Annotated in this window: 21 protein-coding genes and 1 pseudogene; 12 read left to right on the top strand and 10 right to left on the bottom strand. The window is 68.3% G+C overall.

The features are described from left to right. A partial coding sequence (locus tag P7D22_RS03990) for an AAA family ATPase (protein ID WP_319932921.1) occupies positions 1-791 on the bottom strand: 791 nt, incomplete at its 3' end. 165 nt (positions 792-956) lie between these two features. On the opposite strand from P7D22_RS03990, the gene P7D22_RS03995 reads away from it, so the two are divergent. The 5 genes from P7D22_RS03995 (at position 957) to P7D22_RS04015 (ending at position 4,076) form a co-directional block, all read left to right on the top strand. Further along, the gene (locus tag P7D22_RS03995) at positions 957-1,541 is read left to right on the top strand and encodes a DUF1285 domain-containing protein (protein ID WP_319932922.1); all 585 of its coding nucleotides are present in this window, start codon (positions 957-959) and stop codon (positions 1,539-1,541) included. After that, positions 1,538-2,203 carry a CoA pyrophosphatase gene (locus P7D22_RS04000; RefSeq protein WP_319932923.1) on the top strand — a complete coding sequence of 222 codons (666 nt, stop codon included), beginning with the start codon at positions 1,538-1,540 and terminating at the stop codon, positions 2,201-2,203. Before P7D22_RS03995 ends, P7D22_RS04000 begins: the two co-directional genes overlap by 4 nt. Continuing rightward, positions 2,200-2,460 (top strand): DUF6111 family protein, encoded by a 261-nt coding sequence (locus P7D22_RS04005; RefSeq protein WP_319932924.1) that lies wholly within the window; start codon positions 2,200-2,202, stop codon positions 2,458-2,460. The genes P7D22_RS04000 and P7D22_RS04005 overlap by 4 nt, the downstream gene beginning before the upstream one ends. Next, entirely contained in the window at positions 2,457-3,740 is a 1,284-nt protein-coding gene (locus P7D22_RS04010; RefSeq protein WP_319932925.1) for a CCA tRNA nucleotidyltransferase, read from the top strand. Before P7D22_RS04005 ends, P7D22_RS04010 begins: the two co-directional genes overlap by 4 nt. Before the next feature lie 75 nt (positions 3,741-3,815). Then, positions 3,816-4,076: a hypothetical protein gene (locus P7D22_RS04015; protein WP_319932926.1), complete on the top strand. Its 261-nt coding sequence runs from the start codon at positions 3,816-3,818 to the stop codon at positions 4,074-4,076. A gap of 106 nt (positions 4,077-4,182) precedes the next feature. On the opposite strand, the pseudogene P7D22_RS04020 reads toward P7D22_RS04015, so the two are convergent. The 4 genes and pseudogenes from P7D22_RS04020 to flgF all read right to left on the bottom strand — a co-directional run. Continuing rightward, a pseudogene (locus P7D22_RS04020) lies at positions 4,183-4,851 on the bottom strand (response regulator transcription factor); the annotation flags it as partial. A 221-nt stretch (positions 4,852-5,072) separates the two neighbouring features. Further along, the gene (locus P7D22_RS04025; RefSeq protein WP_319932927.1) at positions 5,073-5,594 is read right to left on the bottom strand and encodes a hypothetical protein; all 522 of its coding nucleotides are present in this window, start codon (positions 5,592-5,594) and stop codon (positions 5,073-5,075) included. 20 nt (positions 5,595-5,614) lie between these two features. Then, positions 5,615-6,949 (bottom strand): flagellar protein export ATPase FliI, encoded by a 1,335-nt coding sequence (gene fliI / locus P7D22_RS04030; protein WP_319932928.1) that lies wholly within the window; start codon positions 6,947-6,949, stop codon positions 5,615-5,617. 34 nt (positions 6,950-6,983) lie between these two features. Continuing rightward, positions 6,984-7,709, bottom strand: a complete 726-nt coding sequence (gene flgF, locus P7D22_RS04035) for a flagellar basal-body rod protein FlgF (protein ID WP_319932929.1) — start codon at positions 7,707-7,709, stop codon at positions 6,984-6,986. A 228-nt stretch (positions 7,710-7,937) separates the two neighbouring features. Here flgF and motA point away from each other — a divergent pair, with 228 nt between their 5' ends. The 7 genes from motA to P7D22_RS04070 are packed head-to-tail and all read left to right on the top strand — an operon-like array spanning position 7,938 to position 13,306. Beyond that, the gene (gene motA, locus P7D22_RS04040) at positions 7,938-8,813 is read left to right on the top strand and encodes a flagellar motor stator protein MotA (protein WP_319932930.1); all 876 of its coding nucleotides are present in this window, start codon (positions 7,938-7,940) and stop codon (positions 8,811-8,813) included. A 4-nt stretch (positions 8,814-8,817) separates the two neighbouring features. Next, a complete protein-coding gene (locus P7D22_RS04045) occupies positions 8,818-9,864 on the top strand; it encodes a FliM/FliN family flagellar motor switch protein (RefSeq protein WP_319932931.1) in 1,047 nt (348 codons plus the stop codon). A 28-nt stretch (positions 9,865-9,892) separates the two neighbouring features. Next, positions 9,893-10,192 carry a flagellar motor switch protein FliN gene (fliN, locus tag P7D22_RS04050; RefSeq protein ID WP_319932932.1) on the top strand — a complete coding sequence of 100 codons (300 nt, stop codon included), beginning with the start codon at positions 9,893-9,895 and terminating at the stop codon, positions 10,190-10,192. A 28-nt stretch (positions 10,193-10,220) separates the two neighbouring features. Then, the gene (locus P7D22_RS04055) at positions 10,221-11,243 is read left to right on the top strand and encodes a flagellar motor switch protein FliG (protein WP_319932933.1); all 1,023 of its coding nucleotides are present in this window, start codon (positions 10,221-10,223) and stop codon (positions 11,241-11,243) included. A gap of 22 nt (positions 11,244-11,265) precedes the next feature. Beyond that, positions 11,266-12,369, top strand: coding sequence for a flagellar biosynthesis protein FlhB (gene flhB, locus P7D22_RS04060; protein ID WP_319932934.1), 1,104 nt, complete (start codon positions 11,266-11,268; stop codon positions 12,367-12,369). Further along, positions 12,366-12,851 carry a hypothetical protein gene (locus tag P7D22_RS04065; protein ID WP_319932935.1) on the top strand — a complete coding sequence of 162 codons (486 nt, stop codon included), beginning with the start codon at positions 12,366-12,368 and terminating at the stop codon, positions 12,849-12,851. The genes flhB and P7D22_RS04065 overlap by 4 nt, the downstream gene beginning before the upstream one ends. Then, a complete protein-coding gene (locus P7D22_RS04070) occupies positions 12,848-13,306 on the top strand; it encodes a PilZ domain-containing protein (RefSeq protein ID WP_319932936.1) in 459 nt (152 codons plus the stop codon). Before P7D22_RS04065 ends, P7D22_RS04070 begins: the two co-directional genes overlap by 4 nt. A 34-nt stretch (positions 13,307-13,340) precedes the next feature. Here the strand turns inward: P7D22_RS04070 and P7D22_RS04075 are convergent, their stop codons facing one another. The 5 genes from P7D22_RS04075 to P7D22_RS04095 form a co-directional block, all read right to left on the bottom strand. After that, positions 13,341-13,880 (bottom strand): hypothetical protein, encoded by a 540-nt coding sequence (locus P7D22_RS04075; protein WP_319932937.1) that lies wholly within the window; start codon positions 13,878-13,880, stop codon positions 13,341-13,343. 73 nt (positions 13,881-13,953) lie between these two features. Continuing rightward, positions 13,954-14,397, bottom strand: coding sequence for a hypothetical protein (locus P7D22_RS04080; RefSeq protein ID WP_319932938.1), 444 nt, complete (start codon positions 14,395-14,397; stop codon positions 13,954-13,956). Next, a complete protein-coding gene (locus tag P7D22_RS04085) occupies positions 14,394-14,786 on the bottom strand; it encodes a hypothetical protein (RefSeq protein WP_319932939.1) in 393 nt (130 codons plus the stop codon). Before P7D22_RS04085 ends, P7D22_RS04080 begins: the two co-directional genes overlap by 4 nt. A 25-nt stretch (positions 14,787-14,811) precedes the next feature. Further along, a complete protein-coding gene (locus P7D22_RS04090) occupies positions 14,812-15,336 on the bottom strand; it encodes a rod-binding protein (RefSeq protein ID WP_319932940.1) in 525 nt (174 codons plus the stop codon). A 321-nt stretch (positions 15,337-15,657) separates the two neighbouring features. Continuing rightward, positions 15,658-16,188: a hypothetical protein gene (locus P7D22_RS04095; RefSeq protein WP_319932941.1), complete on the bottom strand. Its 531-nt coding sequence runs from the start codon at positions 16,186-16,188 to the stop codon at positions 15,658-15,660. Positions 16,189-16,194 lie beyond the last annotated feature (6 nt).

The following is a 16,194-nucleotide window of genomic DNA, read 5'->3' on the forward strand; positions in this document are numbered from 1 at the left end:
ATCGAGGCGGCGTCGGCGCCGCCCTCGCCGGGGCGGGCCGCGCGCACCAGGTCGAGGATCGCGTCCACCACGCTGTCGCCGACCGGCAGGCGGCGCACCAGCCGCTGCGCGCTCATCAGATCCTCGGCCGCCATGGCCGGGCGCGACACGGCGTCGTGCTCGCCGGTCGTCTCGACCAGGATGCGGCGTTCGGCGACGCGGTCCGGATACGGCACGTCGATCTGCATCAGGAAACGGTCGAGCTGCGCTTCGGGCAGCGGATAGGTGCCTTCCTGTTCGATGGGGTTCTGGGTGGCCAGCACATGGAACGGGCGCGGCAGGTCGTGGCGATGGCCCGCCACCGTGATGTGGCCCTCCTGCATGGCCTGCAGCAGGGCCGACTGGGTGCGGGGGCTGGCGCGGTTGATCTCGTCGGCCATCAGCAGCTGGGCGAAGACGGGCCCCTGCACGAACCGGAAAGCGCGGCGATGGTCGGCCGCTTCCTCCAACACTTCGGATCCGAGGATGTCGGCGGGCATCAGGTCGGGCGTGAACTGGATGCGCCGCCCGGCGAGGCCCAGCACGGTACTGAGGGTCTCGACCAGCTTGGTCTTCGCGAGCCCCGGCACGCCGACCAGCAGCCCATGACCGCCCGACAACACGGTGATGAGCGTTTCCTCGACAACCGTTTCCTGGCCGAACACCACCTGGCCGATGGCCGTCCGGGCCGCGGCCACGCGCTCCAGCGCCGCATCGGCGGCGCGTGCCGCGGCGGCTTCGAGGTTGGTGGCCGTGGTGTCGAATGCGTTCATGCCGAACCCTCAGATGCCCTGCCGGCACCGCCTTGCCCCACGGCCGGCGCCGTCCAGCCGCCCGGCGAGACAAGCGCCGCGCCAAGCGTCGACCGTTCGGCTAGGGTGTGGATGCGCGCCCGCGTCGCATGGTGCAAGGCCATCAGGTCAGGTTGGAGCCGGAACATGGCGAAAGCAAGTGAAGCTCCATCCACCTCGCCGGCCGGGCTCGACGCCCTGCAGGGGGCCCTCAAGACGGCCAGGGGCCGGCCCCCCCTCCACCTGTGGAACCCGCCCTTCTGCGGCGACATCGACATGCGTATCGCCCGGGACGGCACTTGGTTCTACGCCGGCACGCCGATCGGTCGGCCGGCCCTGGTGCGCCTTTTCGCCTCCGTGCTGCGCCGCGAGGGCGACGCCTATGTGCTGGTGACGCCGGTCGAGAAGCTGGGCATCACGGTCGAGGACGCGCCTTTCGTCGGCGTGGAGCTCGACACCACCGGCCCCGTGCTGCGGTTGCGCACCAACGTCGACGACTGGGTGACGATCGACCGCGAGCATCCCCTGCGGTTCGAGCCCGGCGCGGCGGACGGCCTCAAGCCCTATGCCATGCTGCGGGACGGCCTTTGGGTGCTGCTCGGGCGGCCGTTGTTCTATGAGCTGGTGGAGCGTGGCGAGGTGCGGCCCCTCGACGGCGTCGCCACCTTCGGGGTGGCGTCGGGCGACAGCTTCTTCGCCATGGCGCCGGCCGATGCGATCGGCCTCGCATGACAGGAGCCATCCCGACGGGGCAGGCTCCGTCGACCGCCGATTTCGTGCGCCGCGCGACGACACGCCTCAGCTTCGACCTGCCAACCGATCTGTTTGCCGATGGATATGCGGTGCGGCCCGGCGACCATGTGGCCGAAGGGCTCGTGGCCGGGGAAACCCTGACGAGGGCCAAGGCGGCGGCGGTGCTGGTGCCGGTGGTCGATCATCGCTCCGAGGCGACCGTGCTGCTGACCGAGCGGGTCGCGACCCTGCGGGCCCATTCGGGCCAGATCGCCTTTCCGGGCGGCCGCATCGACCCCGGTGACGCATCGCCGCTGGCGGCCGCGTTGCGGGAAGCCTGGGAAGAGGTGGGCCTTGTGGCCGAGCAAGTCACACCGCTCGGCTATCTGCCGCCCTATCTGATCGGCACCGGCTACCTCGTGGTGCCGACCGTGGCGCTGGTCAGACCACCGTTGCGGCTGCGGCTCAACCCGGACGAGGTGGCGGAGGCTTTCGAGGTGCCGCTCGCCTTTCTGATGGACCCCCGCAACCACCGGCGCCAGTCGCGCGACTTCGGCGGCACATTGCGCAGCTTCATCGCCATGCCCTATGCCGAGCGGAACATCTGGGGCGCCACGGCCGGCATGCTCCACAGTCTTCACCGGCAGCTTTACGCCTCATGATCCGGATCACCCTTGAAGGCGTTCTGTTGCTGCTGCTGCCCTTCGCAGTTTATGCGGCGCTGCTCCTCGTCGGGCCGCGGCTCGGGCTGGAACGGCGCGGCGTTTTCGGGGCGCACGGGATCGGCCTGATGGCCGCCGGGGTGGCCCTGGTGGTTCTGGCCCTGTTGGCGCTCGGCCTCTTCAGCGACAGGGCACGGGGCCCTTATGTCCCGGCCCATATCGAGGATGGGCGCCTCGTGCCGGGGCGGATGCGATGAGCCGCCCGCTCGCCTGCGATGCCGAGGGGCGCCTCACCAACCGGGTGTTCCTCGACGACCCGCGCATCGGCACCGTGCTGGACCTGCTCAACCGCGATGGCGAAGCCGCACGCGTGGTGGGGGGCGCCGTCCGCAATGCGCTGCTCGGCCTCACGCCCGGCGACATCGACGTTGCCACCACGGCGCTGCCCGAAACCGTGATGGCGCGCGCCAAGGCGGCGCGCTTGCGGACGATCCCGACGGGGCTCGCACATGGCACCGTGACGGTGCTGGCCCGCGGCCTGCCTGCCGAGGTCACGACGTTGCGCGAGGATGTCGAGACCGACGGCCGCCATGCGGTGGTGCGGTTCGGGCGCGATTTCGCGGCCGACGCGCATCGCCGCGATTTCACCGTCAACGCATTGTCGGTCGATGGGGACGGACGCCTGCATGACACCACCGGCGGGGTTGCGGATCTCGCGGCCGGGCGGCTCCGCTTCATCGGCGATGCCGCGACCCGCATCCGCGAGGATTATCTGCGCATCCTGCGGTTCTTCCGCTTTTCGGCCAGCTATGCGACGGGCCCGCTCGATCCGGAAGGACTTGCGGCCTGCGGGGCGGCGGTCGAAGGCTTGGCGCGCTTGTCGCGCGAGCGCGTGCGGGCCGAACTGCTGAAACTGTTGGTGGCGCCCCGTGCCGTGCCGGTGCTGGAGGAGATGGCGGCGGCCGGCCTGCTCGACGCCGTGGTGGGGCTGCCGTGCCGACCCGAGCGCTTCGCCCGCCTGGTCGCCATCGAGGCCGCCGGCGGATGGGCGCCTGACGCCTTGCGCCGTCTGGCCGGGCTGGCGCTCCGCGAAGTCGGCGATGCGGCGCTGCTGCGCGACCGCCTGCGCCTATCGAACGAGGAGCGCGACCGGCTGGCCGGGATCGCGGCGGCGATCGAGGGCCACGCCCCTTCGGGCGACGCCGCGCCCGATGAGGCCGAGATCCTCGCGCTGCTGCACGATTATGGACGCCTCGGCGCCAGTGACGCGCTCCTGCTGCGGCACGCCGATAGCCGTGCCGCGCCGGACGACGCGGCGTGGGGGACCGCGATCCGGCAGGCCGGGTCGGCTCCCGTGCCGGTGCTGCCGGTGTCGGGCCGCGACCTGCTCGGCCGGGGCCTTCCGGCCGGCCCGCTGGTCGGGGCCGTGTTGAAGGACGTGCAGGCGCGCTGGATCCGGGGCGGCTTTCCGTCCGATCCCGCCACCCTGCACGGCCTGCTCGACGCCGCCATCGCGGCGCGACTCGCAGACCGGTGAGCGACCTGTTAAGCTTACGCCGCTACATCGCTGGACGGAGATGATCGGCCGGCGCGAGCCGGGAGGAGTCCGCCGATGGCAAGCGACAGGAAGCCGGTCGAGGTGGCGCGCCGCCTCGGTGAGCGGCGTGACGAGCGGGCACGAGCCGGCACCAAGCGGTCCGACGCCTGGTGCCGCGAAACCTTCACCTTGACGCGCGAAGATGCCCGGCGCGCGGCACGCGACTGGTTCCAGCGCTTTCCGAAGGCCGCCTATATGACCGAGATCGAATCCTGGCGCGTGCTCGAGGACGGACGCATCGCGTTTACGATGCGTCGCCTGCCGTCGGCCGATTGAGGGTTGGCCCTTATGCCGCCGTGGCGAGGGCCCGCACGGGGGCGAGCGGTGCGACAAGCAGCGGCGCCGGGGCGGCGATGAACTCGGGCGTGGCGCCGCGCTCTTCCAGGCAATAGCCGAGATAGCGCTTCGATTCGATGAGGTCGTAGCCGAGCCGTTCGCGGAGCTTCTTGCGCAGCTTGCTGATGTGGCTTTCCACCACGTTCTCTTCCACCTGCTCGTCGAAGATGCCGTAGATGGCGTTGAAGATCTGCGTTTTCGTCACGCGGCGGCCGCGGTTCTTCACTAGATATTCGAGAATGCGGCGCTCGCGGCGCGGCAGCGACATGGCCTCCCCGCGGATCTCCGGATCGCGCCCGTCGAAGAACACCCGGACGTCGCCGAACTGTACGTCGTCCTTCTTGGAGGCCTGGGCCTGGGCGCGGCGACGAATGGCGTCGATGCGGGCCATCAACTCCCGCACATGGATCGGCTTGCGCACCACATCGTCGAAGCCGGCATTGAAGAGATCGAGCGTCTGCTCGAGCGAATGGGTTTCATTGATGGCGATGATGGGGGCGTTCGAGCGTTCCCGGATCGCCTTGGGATAGCTGTTGCGGTCCGTGCAGGCGCCGACCAGAAAGGCTTCCACGGCCGCGATGTCGGATTCCGACACGCCCGACACCCAATCGCGGAAGTCCGCCGGGCTCAGGCCGCTGCTCGACACGCCCTCGTTGCGGAACCCACCCATATAGCCGGTCGAGACGATTTCGCGATCATCAATAAGAACCAACATGTCGCTTGCCTCGATCCTGCCGCGCCTCCGGGGTGACCTCCCCCGCGAGTCGCGATGCACTGTTCGTGACAAGGATTAAACGGCGTCATGCTTAACAAAGCCTTGCCCACCGGCACGGATCAGCGTCGCTTTGTGGGATGAATCGCCACGTGGCCGATCGGCCACGCATTGGTCCTGCTGGCCGATGGGCCCCGAGATGGCCCTGCGGGCAGATCGGCCATTCAGCGGCGCTGCACGATCAGACCGCCGCTGGTTTCCACCACCCAGCCTTTGCGGCCGCGGGCGATTGACAGCACGCGTCCGGCGCCCTCGATGGTGGCGCCGGGCTGCACCATCCGCAACGTCCCCTGCGCCTCGACCAGCGCCGTGCCGTCGAAAGCGTCCCGCACGGCGAAATCCGGCAGCACCGTCCGGCTCGACAAGAGCTTCGCGTCGTCGGAGCTCACCGGTGCCGCCGGGATGGTTCCGGTCGGGTCGAAGTCGATGGTGTCGCCGGGCTGCTCGGCAACGGCATTGGGCGTGCTTTGCGCTTCAAAGCGCGGCGCATGGGATGTCGCCGTGCCCATCGCCAGCAGCGGCATCGGCCGGCTGGCTGGACCGGAGGCCGGTCCCGACACCGCCATATAGGCCGCGAAGCCGGCCGACACCACGGCGGCCGAAACCCCGAGGCTGCCGAGCCAGGCGTCGACGAGACGGTCGCGCGCCTGGGCCTCGATCACGTCCTTCGGAATGGGGATCAGCATCGGCGATCTCGGGGCGAAGCTCATTTGGGTTTCTGCAGGGCGTTGGCGAGGTCGCGGAACGCATCCTCGCTCGCGCCGGTGGCGGGGGATTGCACCAGGGCGCCGTAGATGCGCGGCACGAGGGCCACGGCCTGGTCGAGTTCGGCGTCGCTGCCGCTCTGGTAGCCGCCCATGGCGCGCAGGTCGCGGGTGTCCTCGAAGCGGGCGATCATCTCGCGCAGCCGGCTGACCAGCGTTGCCTGCTCGGGGCTCCAGACCTGGTGGGCGAGGCGCGACAGCGAGCCCAGCAGATCGATGGCCGGGTAGCGCCCTTGTGCCGCGATCTTGCGGTCGAGCACGATGTGGCCGTCGAGCGTGCCGCGGATCGTGTCGGCCACGGGGTCGTTGTGGTCGTCGCCGTCCACCAGCACCGAGAAGACGCCCGTGATGGTGCCGCCGCCCTCGCGGCCGGGTCCGGCGCGCTCGAGCAGGCGCGGCAGGTCGCTGAACACACTCGGCGCGTAGCCGCGCGCCACCGCGGGTTCGCCCGCCGCAAGCGCCACGTCGCGCGCCGCATGGGCGTAGCGGGTGACCGAATCGACGATCAACAACACCGAATCGCCGCGATCGCGGAACGCCTCGGCCACCGCCGTCGCGGTCTTCGGCGCGAGGCGGCGCATCATCGGGCTTTCGTCGCCGGTCGCCACCACCGTGATGGCCTTCGGACGGTTCGCCCCCAGCGATTCCTCGATGAACTCGCGCACCTCGCGGCCCCGTTCGCCCACTAGCGCGATCACCACCGTGTCGAAACCGCTCGCGCCCGCCAGCATGGCCAGCAGCGTCGACTTGCCGACGCCCGAGCCCGCGAAGATGCCGATGCGCTGGCCGGCACAGATCGGGCAGAAGATGTCGATGGCGCGCACGCCCGTCTTGATGCGGCTCTTCACCCGGGCGCGGTGCAGCGCGTTCGGCGGCTCGCCCGAGGCGCCGAGCTCCGGGCCGGTGCCGGGCCTGAGCGGGCCCGCGTCGTCGATCGGCTGGCCGAGCGCGTTGATGACGCGACCCTTCCAGCTCGGATCGGGGCGGAACGTGAAGGGGCCGCGCTTGCGCACCGCCGCGCCAAGCCGCGCGCCGAGCTGGTTGCCGAACGGTTTGACGGTGGCCGACGAGCGGTCGATGCGGACGATCTCGCCCACTTCCTCGCCGCCGCTGCCGCCGTCGAGCGTCACCGTGTCGCCGAGGGTAACGAAGGGCGACAGGCCGCCGATCCGGTACGAGGTCGGGGCCACATCCGTGACGGCGCCCGCGATTTCGACGAACGGCACCGCCACCATCGTGTCGCGCACCGCGTGGCCGAGGCGCTGCAGGGCGTTCATCGGTGCCTCGCGCCTGCGACGCGTCCGGCCGTGGTCACGAGGTCTGCCCCAGGGTCTTGATGGCGTCCTGCAGGGACGTGTCGCCCGCCTGATTGGCGTTGCTGACGCTGTCGAGGTTGTGCTGGATTTCGATCAGCTTCGAGAGCTCGAGGATCGGGTTGACGTTCGAGCCCTCGACGAAGCCCTGCGCCATGCCGGCGTCGGTGAAGTCGAGGATCGGCGTCGCGGCCTTGTCGGGGATGACGCCCGAATTCGCGGCCCGGGTCAGGTTTGCGGTCGGGTCGATGCTGAAGAGCCCGATGGCGCCGACCTGGCGGCCGCCCTGGGTCATCATGCCGTCCTGGGCGATCACCGGCGCGCCGGCGCTCGGGTCGAGCAGCATTGCCGAGCCGCCCGCGTCGAGGATGGGCAGGTTGGTCAGCGTCGTCAGCTCGCCGCCGGGGCCGATCTTCATGCGGCCGTCATGCGTATAGGCGACGCCCTTGGGCGTCTGGATGGCGATCCAGCTGTCGCCCTGCGTGGCGACGTCGAGCGGGTTGTCGGTCTTGGTCATTTCGCCCGACCGGCGCGAGATGAAGGTGGTGCCTTCGGACGAGAAGGCGACGGGCGTCTCGCCCGTGTTCGACAGCACGGTATCGAAGCTGACGCCGTCGGCGCGGTAGCCGGCCGTGTTCATGTTGGCGACGTTGCTGGCGATCGTCTGCAGACGCTTCTCGATGGCGATCTGCCCCGACATGCCGACGTAGAAATTGGATTGCACGCGCGCGCTCCACGCCGAGGAACCACGCCACGACGGGTGGCGGCGGCGCTCGGGCAGGGTAGGACCGGGACGGGAAGGCCTGGCCGTGTTGGCTGGCAATCTCCCCCGGCCGGCTTGCCTCAACCTGACGTCGGCGGCGGTTCTGGCCGGGCCTCCGGGCCAGCCCCACGCAAGGCAATCCTGGTGTCTTGGGTGGCGGCAGCATGGCCGAACAGCGGAGCGCAGGCGTTGAATTTCGGCATCGGTATGATCATCGCGATCGGTTGCGTGCTGGGCGGCTTCCTGGCCGGCGGCGGCCACCTGGTGGTGCTGTGGCAGCCCTATGAATTCATCGTCATCCTGGGCTCGGCGCTCGGCACCTTCGTGATCGCCAACCCGATGGCGACCATCAAGGACACCGGCAAGGGCCTGCTTGAAGCCATCAAGGGGTCTTCGCCGAAGTCGCGCGACTACCTCGACATCCTCGGCCTGCTCTACACGCTGATGCGCGAATTGCGCGGCACCGCCCGCAACGAGCTCGAGGGGCACATCGACAACCCCAAGGAATCCGAGCTGTTCAAGAAATACCCCAAGGTCCTGGCCGACAAGGACATGACCACCTTCATCTGCGACTATTGCCGCCTCATCATGATCGGCAACGCCCGCAGCCATGAGATCGAGGCGCTGATGGAGGAGGAGATCCACACCATCATGCGCGACAAGACCAAGTGCTCGCACGCCATGCAGTCGGTGGCCGATTCGCTGCCGGCCCTCGGTATCGTGGCGGCGGTGCTGGGCGTCATTCACGCCATGGGGTCGCTCGACCAGCCGCCGGAAGTGCTGGGCGAGCTGATCGGCGCGGCGCTGGTCGGCACCATGGCGGGCATCTTCTTTTCCTACGGCATGGCGGCGCCGCTCGCCCATTCGATCAAGGTGACGCGTGAAAAGCGGGTGCGGCTCTACACCATCATCAAGCAGTCGCTGATCGCCTTCATGAACGGCGCCGTGCCGCTGGTCGCCCTCGAACATGGCCGCAAGACCATCTCGGCCTATGCGCGTCCGACCATCGACATGGTCGAGAACGAGACCATGGGCGGCGGCGAGGCCCAGGCCAAGGCGGCGTGAGCCGATGAGCGACGCAGCCACCCAGGATCGCCGCGCCCCCGGGCGCGGGACCGATCGCTGGTTCCAGAAACCGGGCGGCTCCCCGGCCGACCGGATCCCGGCCTTCCAGGAGGCCTTGGCAGAGGTCGCACGCGCCTGGCAGCAGCGCTTTCAGGGGTTGGCGGCCGCAGAGGGCGAGATCAGCGTCAGCGCGGTTTCGGTGTGCAAGGTCGATGATGTGCTCGCGCGGCGCGGCGCCGGGCCGGTGCTGGCCGTGGTGGCGGCGCCGGGCTGGAACACCCGCATCGGCATCGGCTTCGACCGGGTCCTGGTGTCCACCGTGGTGGAAGCCCTGTTCGGCGGCGTCGGCGACGACACCGATGCCACCACGGCCATGCCGTTATCGCCCGTCGACCTGCAGATCGCCGACGTGGTGGTGCGGCACGTGTCCGAGGCGTTGGCGCTCGGCTTCGCCAAATGCCTGCCCTCGGCGTTCCGCCCCGAGGGCCTGCAAAGCAGGCTCGATCCGAGCTTCCTGGGCAAGCCTCTGACGGCCGTGGTGGCCGGCACCCTGAAGCTCGAAACGCTCGGCAGCGTTGTTTACCTCGATATCCTGGTGCCCCTCGCGGCCATGATGGCCTTCGCGGACGAGCTGGCTGTGCCGGTGGACGTCGAGCCCTCCTACGAGGACCCCCGCTGGACGCAACGCCTCGAAACCGAGATCAGCCGCACCAGCATGGTGCTGCAGGCCTGCGTCGACCTCGACCCGATGGCGCTCGGTGCCATCGCGAGCTTGAGCGTCGGCCAGCTGATCGCGTTGCCCAAGGGAGCCACCGGCAAGGTTCGCCTGCAATGCGTTGGAGACGATCTGTTTCGCTGCGAACTCGGCCAGTCGGCCGGCCTTTACACCGTGCGGGTGGAGGAGGTGGTCGGCACCGTGCCGGGCGAACCTCCGCCATCCGAGCCCACGCCCGACCTCGCGTCCGATGGAATGCCCGACTTCCCGTCGGGCCCTGGGCCCGACCAAGACCCCTTCGCGATGTCGTTGTCCATGCCGGACCTCGACCTGTGACCCTTGAACCCGTGACCCGAGGAGATTCATGAACGCCTCCGAAGCCGTTGCAGACGCGGGGGGAACCCCGAACCTCGACGCCATTCTGAAGATCCCCGTTTCTGTGCAGATCATGCTCGGCGGCACCACCATGCCGCTCGCCACCTTGATGAAGCTCGGCCGCGGCGCCGTGGTGCCGCTCGACCACAAGGTGGGCGAGCCGGTGGATGTGGTGGTGAACGGCCGCGTCATCGCCCGCGGCGAGATGGTGGTGATCGAGGAAGATGCGACGCGCCTCGGTGTGTCGCTTACGGAAGTGGTCGGACAGGACGCGAGCCGCCGGGACTAAGATCCCGCCTCCTTTCAGGAAACAGTCCATGAGCATGACCATGTCGGCCCCGGCGGGCCTCGACCGCCTCACGATGAGCGGCCCCGAAAAGGTTGCGGCCCTGTTGCTCGGCATGGGCAAGCCGCTGGCCAGCAAGCTCCTGAAGCATTTCGACGCCACCGAGCTCAAGATGGTGACGCGCTCGGCCGCAAGCCTCGGGGCGATCTCGATGGGAACGCTGGAAGAGCTCGTCGACGAGCTCGGGGCCGAGTTCTCGAAGGGGCTCGACCTGCACGGCACCGCGGCCGAGATCGAGCACCTGCTCGGCACCGTGCTGCCGCCCGACCAGGTGGCCGAGATCATGGCCGACGTGCTGGGCAACTCCAATTCCTCGATCTGGGTGCGCTTGTCCGGCCTGCCCGAGAAGGACATGGCCGCCTATGTCACCAAGGAACACCCGCAGACCGCCGCCCTGATCCTGTCGCGGTTGACGCCCGAATCGGCCGCCAAGACCCTGGCGGTGCTGCCGCGCGAGCAGCGCAACGCCTTGACGCGACGCATGCTGACCCAGAAGCCCGTCAGCGAGCCGACGATCCGCATCCTGGAAGCGAAGCTGCGCGACGACCTGTTGATCAACGTGTCGCGCGAGAAGGAAGGCGCGACGCAGATCCGCGTCGCCGACATCCTCAACCGCATGGACCCGGAACAGGCCGAGGACATGCTGAGCGCCATCGCGGAATCGAAGCCCGAAGACGCGGCCGTGATCCGCTCCAAGATGTTCTCCTTCACGGACCTCGTGGCATTGTCGCAGAAGTCGCGCTCCGTGCTGCTCGAGAAGGTGCCGGCCGAGCAGATCACCGTGGCCCTGAAGGAGTCCGACGACGCCCTGAAGGAAGCCGTGCTGTCCGCCATGGGGGCGCGCGCCCGCCGCCTCGTCGAGAACGAACTGAAGAACGCGCCCGGAACCACCAAGGAGGTCGCGGCCGCCCGCAAGCTCGTCTGCACCACCGTGCTGGAACTGATCGCGCTCGGCGAGATCGAGCCGCCGGACCTCAGCGGCGAAGCCAACTGATCGCCCGTCCCGGCCACCTCCGATGAGCGATCAATCCGGCGATCACGAAGACAAGACCGAGGAGCCGACGGAGAAGAAGCTCCGCGACGCCCATGAAAAGGGCGACCTTCCCCGCTCGCGCGAGGCGCTGTTGTTTTCCGGCCTGCTGGCTTCGCTCGTCGTGGTGTCGCTGATGCTGCGCCCGGCGCTGGCCCAGGTGGCCGAGGCGCTGGCCCACCTGCTCGACGGCATGGGGCAGATCGACCTGCGCAGCGGCGGCGACGTGGTGGCCGTGGTGGGGCGACTGGGGGCACCGGTCGCCACCCTGCTGATTCCCATCTTCCTGATCTTCATCGTGGCCGGGATCGCGACCTCCTGCGCCCAGGCGATGCCGAGCGTGGTGCTCGACCGCATCATGCCGGACCTGTCGAAGATTTCGCCCATGAAGGGCTTCGGCCGCCTGTTCTCGGGCCATGGCCTGATCGAATCCGGCAAGGGCGTCGGCAAGCTCATCGTGGTCGGCGTCGTGGTGTTCATCCTGTTGCGCTCCGAACAAACGGCCGTCATCGATGCGCTGTTCATGGAGCCGGCGGCGGTTCCCGACCTGATCCTCGGCATCGTGACCCGGCTGCTGGCCGGCGTCGCCACCGCCTTCGGGGTGATTGCGGTGCTGGATTTTCTGTGGACCAAGACGAGCTGGCGCAAGCGCCAGCGCATGACGCGTCAGGAGGTCAAGGACGAGATGCGGCAGGCCGAGGGCGACCCCATCCTCAAGGCCAAGCGGCGCTCGCTCCAGCTCGACCGGTCGCGCCGGCGCATGATGGCCGACGTGCCGCGCGCCACGGTGGTGATCGCCAACCCGACCCATTTCGCCATCGCGCTGCGCTATGTGCGGGCCGAGGGTGGGGCGCCGGTCGTGGTGGCCAAGGGCAAGGATCTCGTGGCGCTGAAAATCCGCGAAATCGCGGAAGAATGTGGCGTCGCCGTGATCGAGAACAAGCTCCTGGCAAGGTCGATGTACGACCATGTCGAGGTTGCCCAGGTCATTCCGCCGGAGTTCTACAAGGCGGTGGCCGAGATCATTCATTACATCCAGTCCCGGGCGGCCGGCAGGCCGGCGCCACGACCTCAGGCGGTACTGCGTTGACCTTTCTTGTTGAAAACGAACAGAACGCCTACGCCCGGCTTATCGCCGACGGCCTTAGGGATGTGCTCGAGGAACTGCACGCGATCGACCTCGTCGATCTGGTCAGCTTCATCCGCTTCGATCGCCACGCGGCGATCGAAGACCTCCTGCAATCCTCGACGGAGCTCTTCTTCAAGGAAGGCACCATCACTTTCGGGTGGAACGCCTGGGTCGACATGGCCTGGGGCGACATGCCGAGCGTCACGCTCGGCATGGAGTTCAATCATCGCGACGTTTGCGTGTTCTTCAACCTGACGCTGCGCGCCATGGAACAGGCCGTCGAGGTGGTGGCCGTGGTGTTCGACCCGGAATGCCCAGAGCCGGCCGAGCGGCGGCGGCGCCTTAAGAAGGCGCTGAGCGACGCCCTTCTGCCCCGCGCCGCCCGTCGGCTGCCGGTGCTGCCGCTGCGTCGGGGCTCCGGTCGCGCCGCGAGGCCGCGATGACGGCACGCCCGGCGCGCGCCGGCGTGGCGCCGATCATCGACGCCATCCGGGTCGAGGGCGATGCCGCCGCGGCCTGCGGCTTCACCTATACGGTGTTGATCGACCGCAAGCCCGCCGCCACGCCTGCGCGCGCGGGTGACGACCGCCGCGAAGCACCGCGGCGCCGCACCCGCCTGCGGTCCGGCAAGATCGTCGATGCGGCGGATCTCTTCGTGACCGAATGCCTTGTGCACGACCTGTCGGACACCGGCATGCGCCTGCGGCTGCCGATCGGCGTCGCGATGCCGGACCGCTTCCAGGTCTACGACGACCAGTCCGGGCAATTGCTGCGGGCGGAACTCTCGTGGCGGCGCGCCGACGAGGTGGGCATCCATTTCGTGCCCTACGAGGAAACGCCCCGCAGCCGCACGATCGCGGCCGACATGCGGCGCAAGTTCTACAAGCTGCCCCGTTAGCGCGGCGAAACCTGCGGCCTCTCCTTCATCCCGCTCAGCGGATGAAATCCTTCGCTTCGTCGAGTGTGGCGAAGACGCGGGTGCCGAACATGGTCTCCACCTCGACGGAGCCGTCCGGCAGGATCAGGTAATTGCGGTCCTTGGTGCGCGCCGGCTTCGGGCGCTCGGGCGGTTGCTGCCGGTCGGTCGCCATGCGCTCCGGTGCGATGACCGTGGGGGTGACGGTGATGATCTCGGGGGCCCGGGGGGCGTGGGGCTCGGGCGGCGTCATGACGGGCTCGGCCACGACCGGCTCAGGCTCGAGCGTGGCAGCGCCCCGGCCGCGCGGCGCGGCGGAGCGCTGCAGCACCGCATCGAAGAAGCGCGTCAAGGCGCCGAAGCCGGCCCGCAACGCCCCGACGATCGCGACCCCGAACCCCGTGCCGATCAGCGTCTGCGCCAGCGTCACAACATCGCCGCGCCACGCCAGGACGTCCACCAGGGTGCCGCCCCGGAACACGGTTTCGCCAGCCACGAGGCCGGTGACGAGGAGCACCCATCCGATCAGGGCGAGGCCGAAGCCTACCCATGTCATGCGGCCAATCTTCACCGTGCGGCTCCCTCGGCCGGTGACGCACCCGCGGCGCGGGCTGGCTTGATCGCCACCCTCAATCCTGGACGTTCTTCGGCGTGTAGTTGAACGACTCGACCAGCACGTCCTTGATCAACGCTGCGCCGAGGCGTGCGTTCGTCTGCTCCACCAGCAGCTTGGTGAAGGCCGGCATGTCCATGCGGTCCAGATGGTTGAAATCGGTCGTCTTGTCCATGTAGACGTCGTTGAAGGCGGCATCCATCAGGTAGGGCTCCGGCGGCACGCTCACGGTCTTCAGCACGGCGCTGTCCACCACATAGGTGAACTGCATGCCCACATAGCCCTGAAGTGCCCCGTCGACGATCACCGGCACGTTGATGTTGCGGGTTTTTTCGTGATGCAGCGCCGCCGTGTCGGCATGCGCCTCGGCCTTGCCGGCATTCGAACCCATCAGGCTGGCGCCATAGGTCGACCCGAGCGCCACGAGTGTCAGCCAGAGGCCGACCAGGAAGATCTTCACGCGCGTCCGGCCGCCATGGAGTAGGTGCCGTCCGACTCGGCGTCCCGCAAGGTGCGCGAGATGATGTCGGCCACCTGGCGCACGGCGCCGATGCGCACGTCGAGCACCTGACGGTTGGTTTCGAGCTTGGCCTCGAGCCGTCCCAGCCGGCCGCGCGCCCCTTCGCGTTCGGCAACGCTGGTGAGGCGCGGCATGAAGCGGCTCAGTTCGAGCAGGCTCTGGCGCTTGCGGCCGCAGGTGTCGATCAGGTCGCAAGGGCGGTTGCGGCGCAGCGACTCGGTTTCGTGGTCGAGCACCGCCTCGAGCCGCTCGGCCACGGCCAGAAAGGCCGCGAAGCTGAAGGTGCCGTTGGCGGCGGAAGGGTCGTTGGGGGCCGGACGCGCGGACATGGGTGGGGGCCTTGATCTGGCGCGGCTAGCCGCGCGGCAGTTGGGACAGGAGGGTTGCGGCGGGGTCGGCCGGCAGGGTGGCGGCCGGATCGGGGACGCTTGGGGCGGCTGCGGGGTGCAGCGACGCTTCCTTCTTCTCGATGGTCTGCGCGATGCCGAGGCGGCCGCTCTTGGCCACCTGGGCGGCGATCTGCTCGGCCAGCATCGACCGGTAGGCATCGCCTGAAAAGGCGTCGCCGAACAATTCGGTGTTCTTCGGCAGAACCTCCTGGATGAAGTTCTGCAGCACCACGGCCTCGAACTTCTGGTAGGTCGAGCCGGGCGCCGCGTGCATCTGGTGGCCGCGTGTGATCTCGGGTGCCTGGCGGGAAGCCTGGTCGCTTCCGTTCAGGATCGGCCGCGATCGCGCCTGCAGCACGGAAGCGAAATCGATGTCGCTCGCGGCCGTGCCGGCCATGCTGGCGAGCTTGGCGGCCGCCGCCTGCACCCGGGTCGGGTCCGCGGCCTGGGCGACGTCGAGGACGATGTCTGAGGGCGGTGCGATGGACACGGGGGAAGCGGCGATCCTCGGTGGGCTTGCTCGCGCTGGGCGAGGCTGCCACTACCCTGGCGCTTCAAGCTTTCGGCAGGCTTGCCGCTCCCGTGAGGGCCTGTCGGGCTCTTTCAGGTCTGACGGGCCCTGACGCTCTTTTTGGTCAGCAGCCCGATCAGGCGAACTGGGGTCTACTCCGCCTGAGCTTCCTGGGTATGGTTCATCCGCTGACATCCGTTGACACACAAGATGTGCTAGGATGCGTCGCTCCTTTAAATCGTGGCCAGACCGGCGGCAAACGACTGATTGTATTTTGGTTTTAAACCATGAACATACAATCTACAATGTCGAGTTCTTCGATGTTGGCCGACCGATAGAAAGTTCATGGTCTATTGTTGCGTTCCAGAATAGATTGATCATGCTAAGCGGCGCAGAGAGACCGGCCGGGCAGAACGCTATGGTGGCATTAAACCTGCCATCAGCGACCTTTCCCTGGTAGGCACACTGGAAATACCGAAAGCCGCATCCGTTCACCTGTTTGAGAACGGAGACGCAGGACCTGCTTTCCATGCTGATCGGGCCAGTCTTTTGGATCTTGACCTCGAGGTCTTCGAGCTTGGCTCGGCTCACATAAGGCGATGGGAAAAGGCTTGGCCGATCTGCCGCGGCTCCCAACTTGGCAAAATCGGTCAGCATGGCTTCACCGTGAGATTCCGCATCAGACAACCCGCTAAAAAGCCACACTGCGCTTAGGGCGGTCGTCAGGATAACGCCAATCAGTGCGATGAAACCGATCTTCCAGACGTTTCTCCCTGGAGCTTGCGGGCGGCTCGTCGAGACCGAGCTGTCTGGAACGATGCTGTTGGTCATCTATCA

It is taken from the genome of Lichenihabitans sp. Uapishka_5, assembly GCF_033947565.1.
GTDB lineage: Bacteria > Pseudomonadota > Alphaproteobacteria > Rhizobiales > Beijerinckiaceae > Lichenihabitans.

What these genes read in the sequence shown, in the direction of transcription:
- P7D22_RS03995 (WP_319932922.1), top strand. Translation starts at nt 957, where the DNA reads ATGGCGAAAGCAAGTGAAGCTCCATCCACCTCGCCGGCCGGGCTCGAC.
- P7D22_RS04000 (WP_319932923.1), top strand. Translation starts at nt 1,538, where the DNA reads ATGACAGGAGCCATCCCGACGGGGCAGGCTCCGTCGACCGCCGATTTC.
- P7D22_RS04005 (WP_319932924.1), top strand. Translation starts at nt 2,200, where the DNA reads ATGATCCGGATCACCCTTGAAGGCGTTCTGTTGCTGCTGCTGCCCTTC.
- P7D22_RS04010 (WP_319932925.1), top strand. Translation starts at nt 2,457, where the DNA reads ATGAGCCGCCCGCTCGCCTGCGATGCCGAGGGGCGCCTCACCAACCGG.
- P7D22_RS04015 (WP_319932926.1), top strand. Translation starts at nt 3,816, where the DNA reads ATGGCAAGCGACAGGAAGCCGGTCGAGGTGGCGCGCCGCCTCGGTGAG.
- P7D22_RS04025 (WP_319932927.1), bottom strand. Translation starts at nt 5,594, where the DNA reads ATGCTGATCCCCATTCCGAAGGACGTGATCGAGGCCCAGGCGCGCGAC.
- fliI (WP_319932928.1), bottom strand. Translation starts at nt 6,949, where the DNA reads ATGAACGCCCTGCAGCGCCTCGGCCACGCGGTGCGCGACACGATGGTG.
- P7D22_RS04045 (WP_319932931.1), top strand. Translation starts at nt 8,818, where the DNA reads ATGAGCGACGCAGCCACCCAGGATCGCCGCGCCCCCGGGCGCGGGACC.
- fliN (WP_319932932.1), top strand. Translation starts at nt 9,893, where the DNA reads ATGAACGCCTCCGAAGCCGTTGCAGACGCGGGGGGAACCCCGAACCTC.
- P7D22_RS04055 (WP_319932933.1), top strand. Translation starts at nt 10,221, where the DNA reads ATGAGCATGACCATGTCGGCCCCGGCGGGCCTCGACCGCCTCACGATG.
- flhB (WP_319932934.1), top strand. Translation starts at nt 11,266, where the DNA reads ATGAGCGATCAATCCGGCGATCACGAAGACAAGACCGAGGAGCCGACG.
- P7D22_RS04070 (WP_319932936.1), top strand. Translation starts at nt 12,848, where the DNA reads ATGACGGCACGCCCGGCGCGCGCCGGCGTGGCGCCGATCATCGACGCC.
- P7D22_RS04075 (WP_319932937.1), bottom strand. Translation starts at nt 13,880, where the DNA reads ATGACATGGGTAGGCTTCGGCCTCGCCCTGATCGGATGGGTGCTCCTC.
- P7D22_RS04085 (WP_319932939.1), bottom strand. Translation starts at nt 14,786, where the DNA reads ATGTCCGCGCGTCCGGCCCCCAACGACCCTTCCGCCGCCAACGGCACC.
- P7D22_RS04095 (WP_319932941.1), bottom strand. Translation starts at nt 16,188, where the DNA reads ATGACCAACAGCATCGTTCCAGACAGCTCGGTCTCGACGAGCCGCCCG.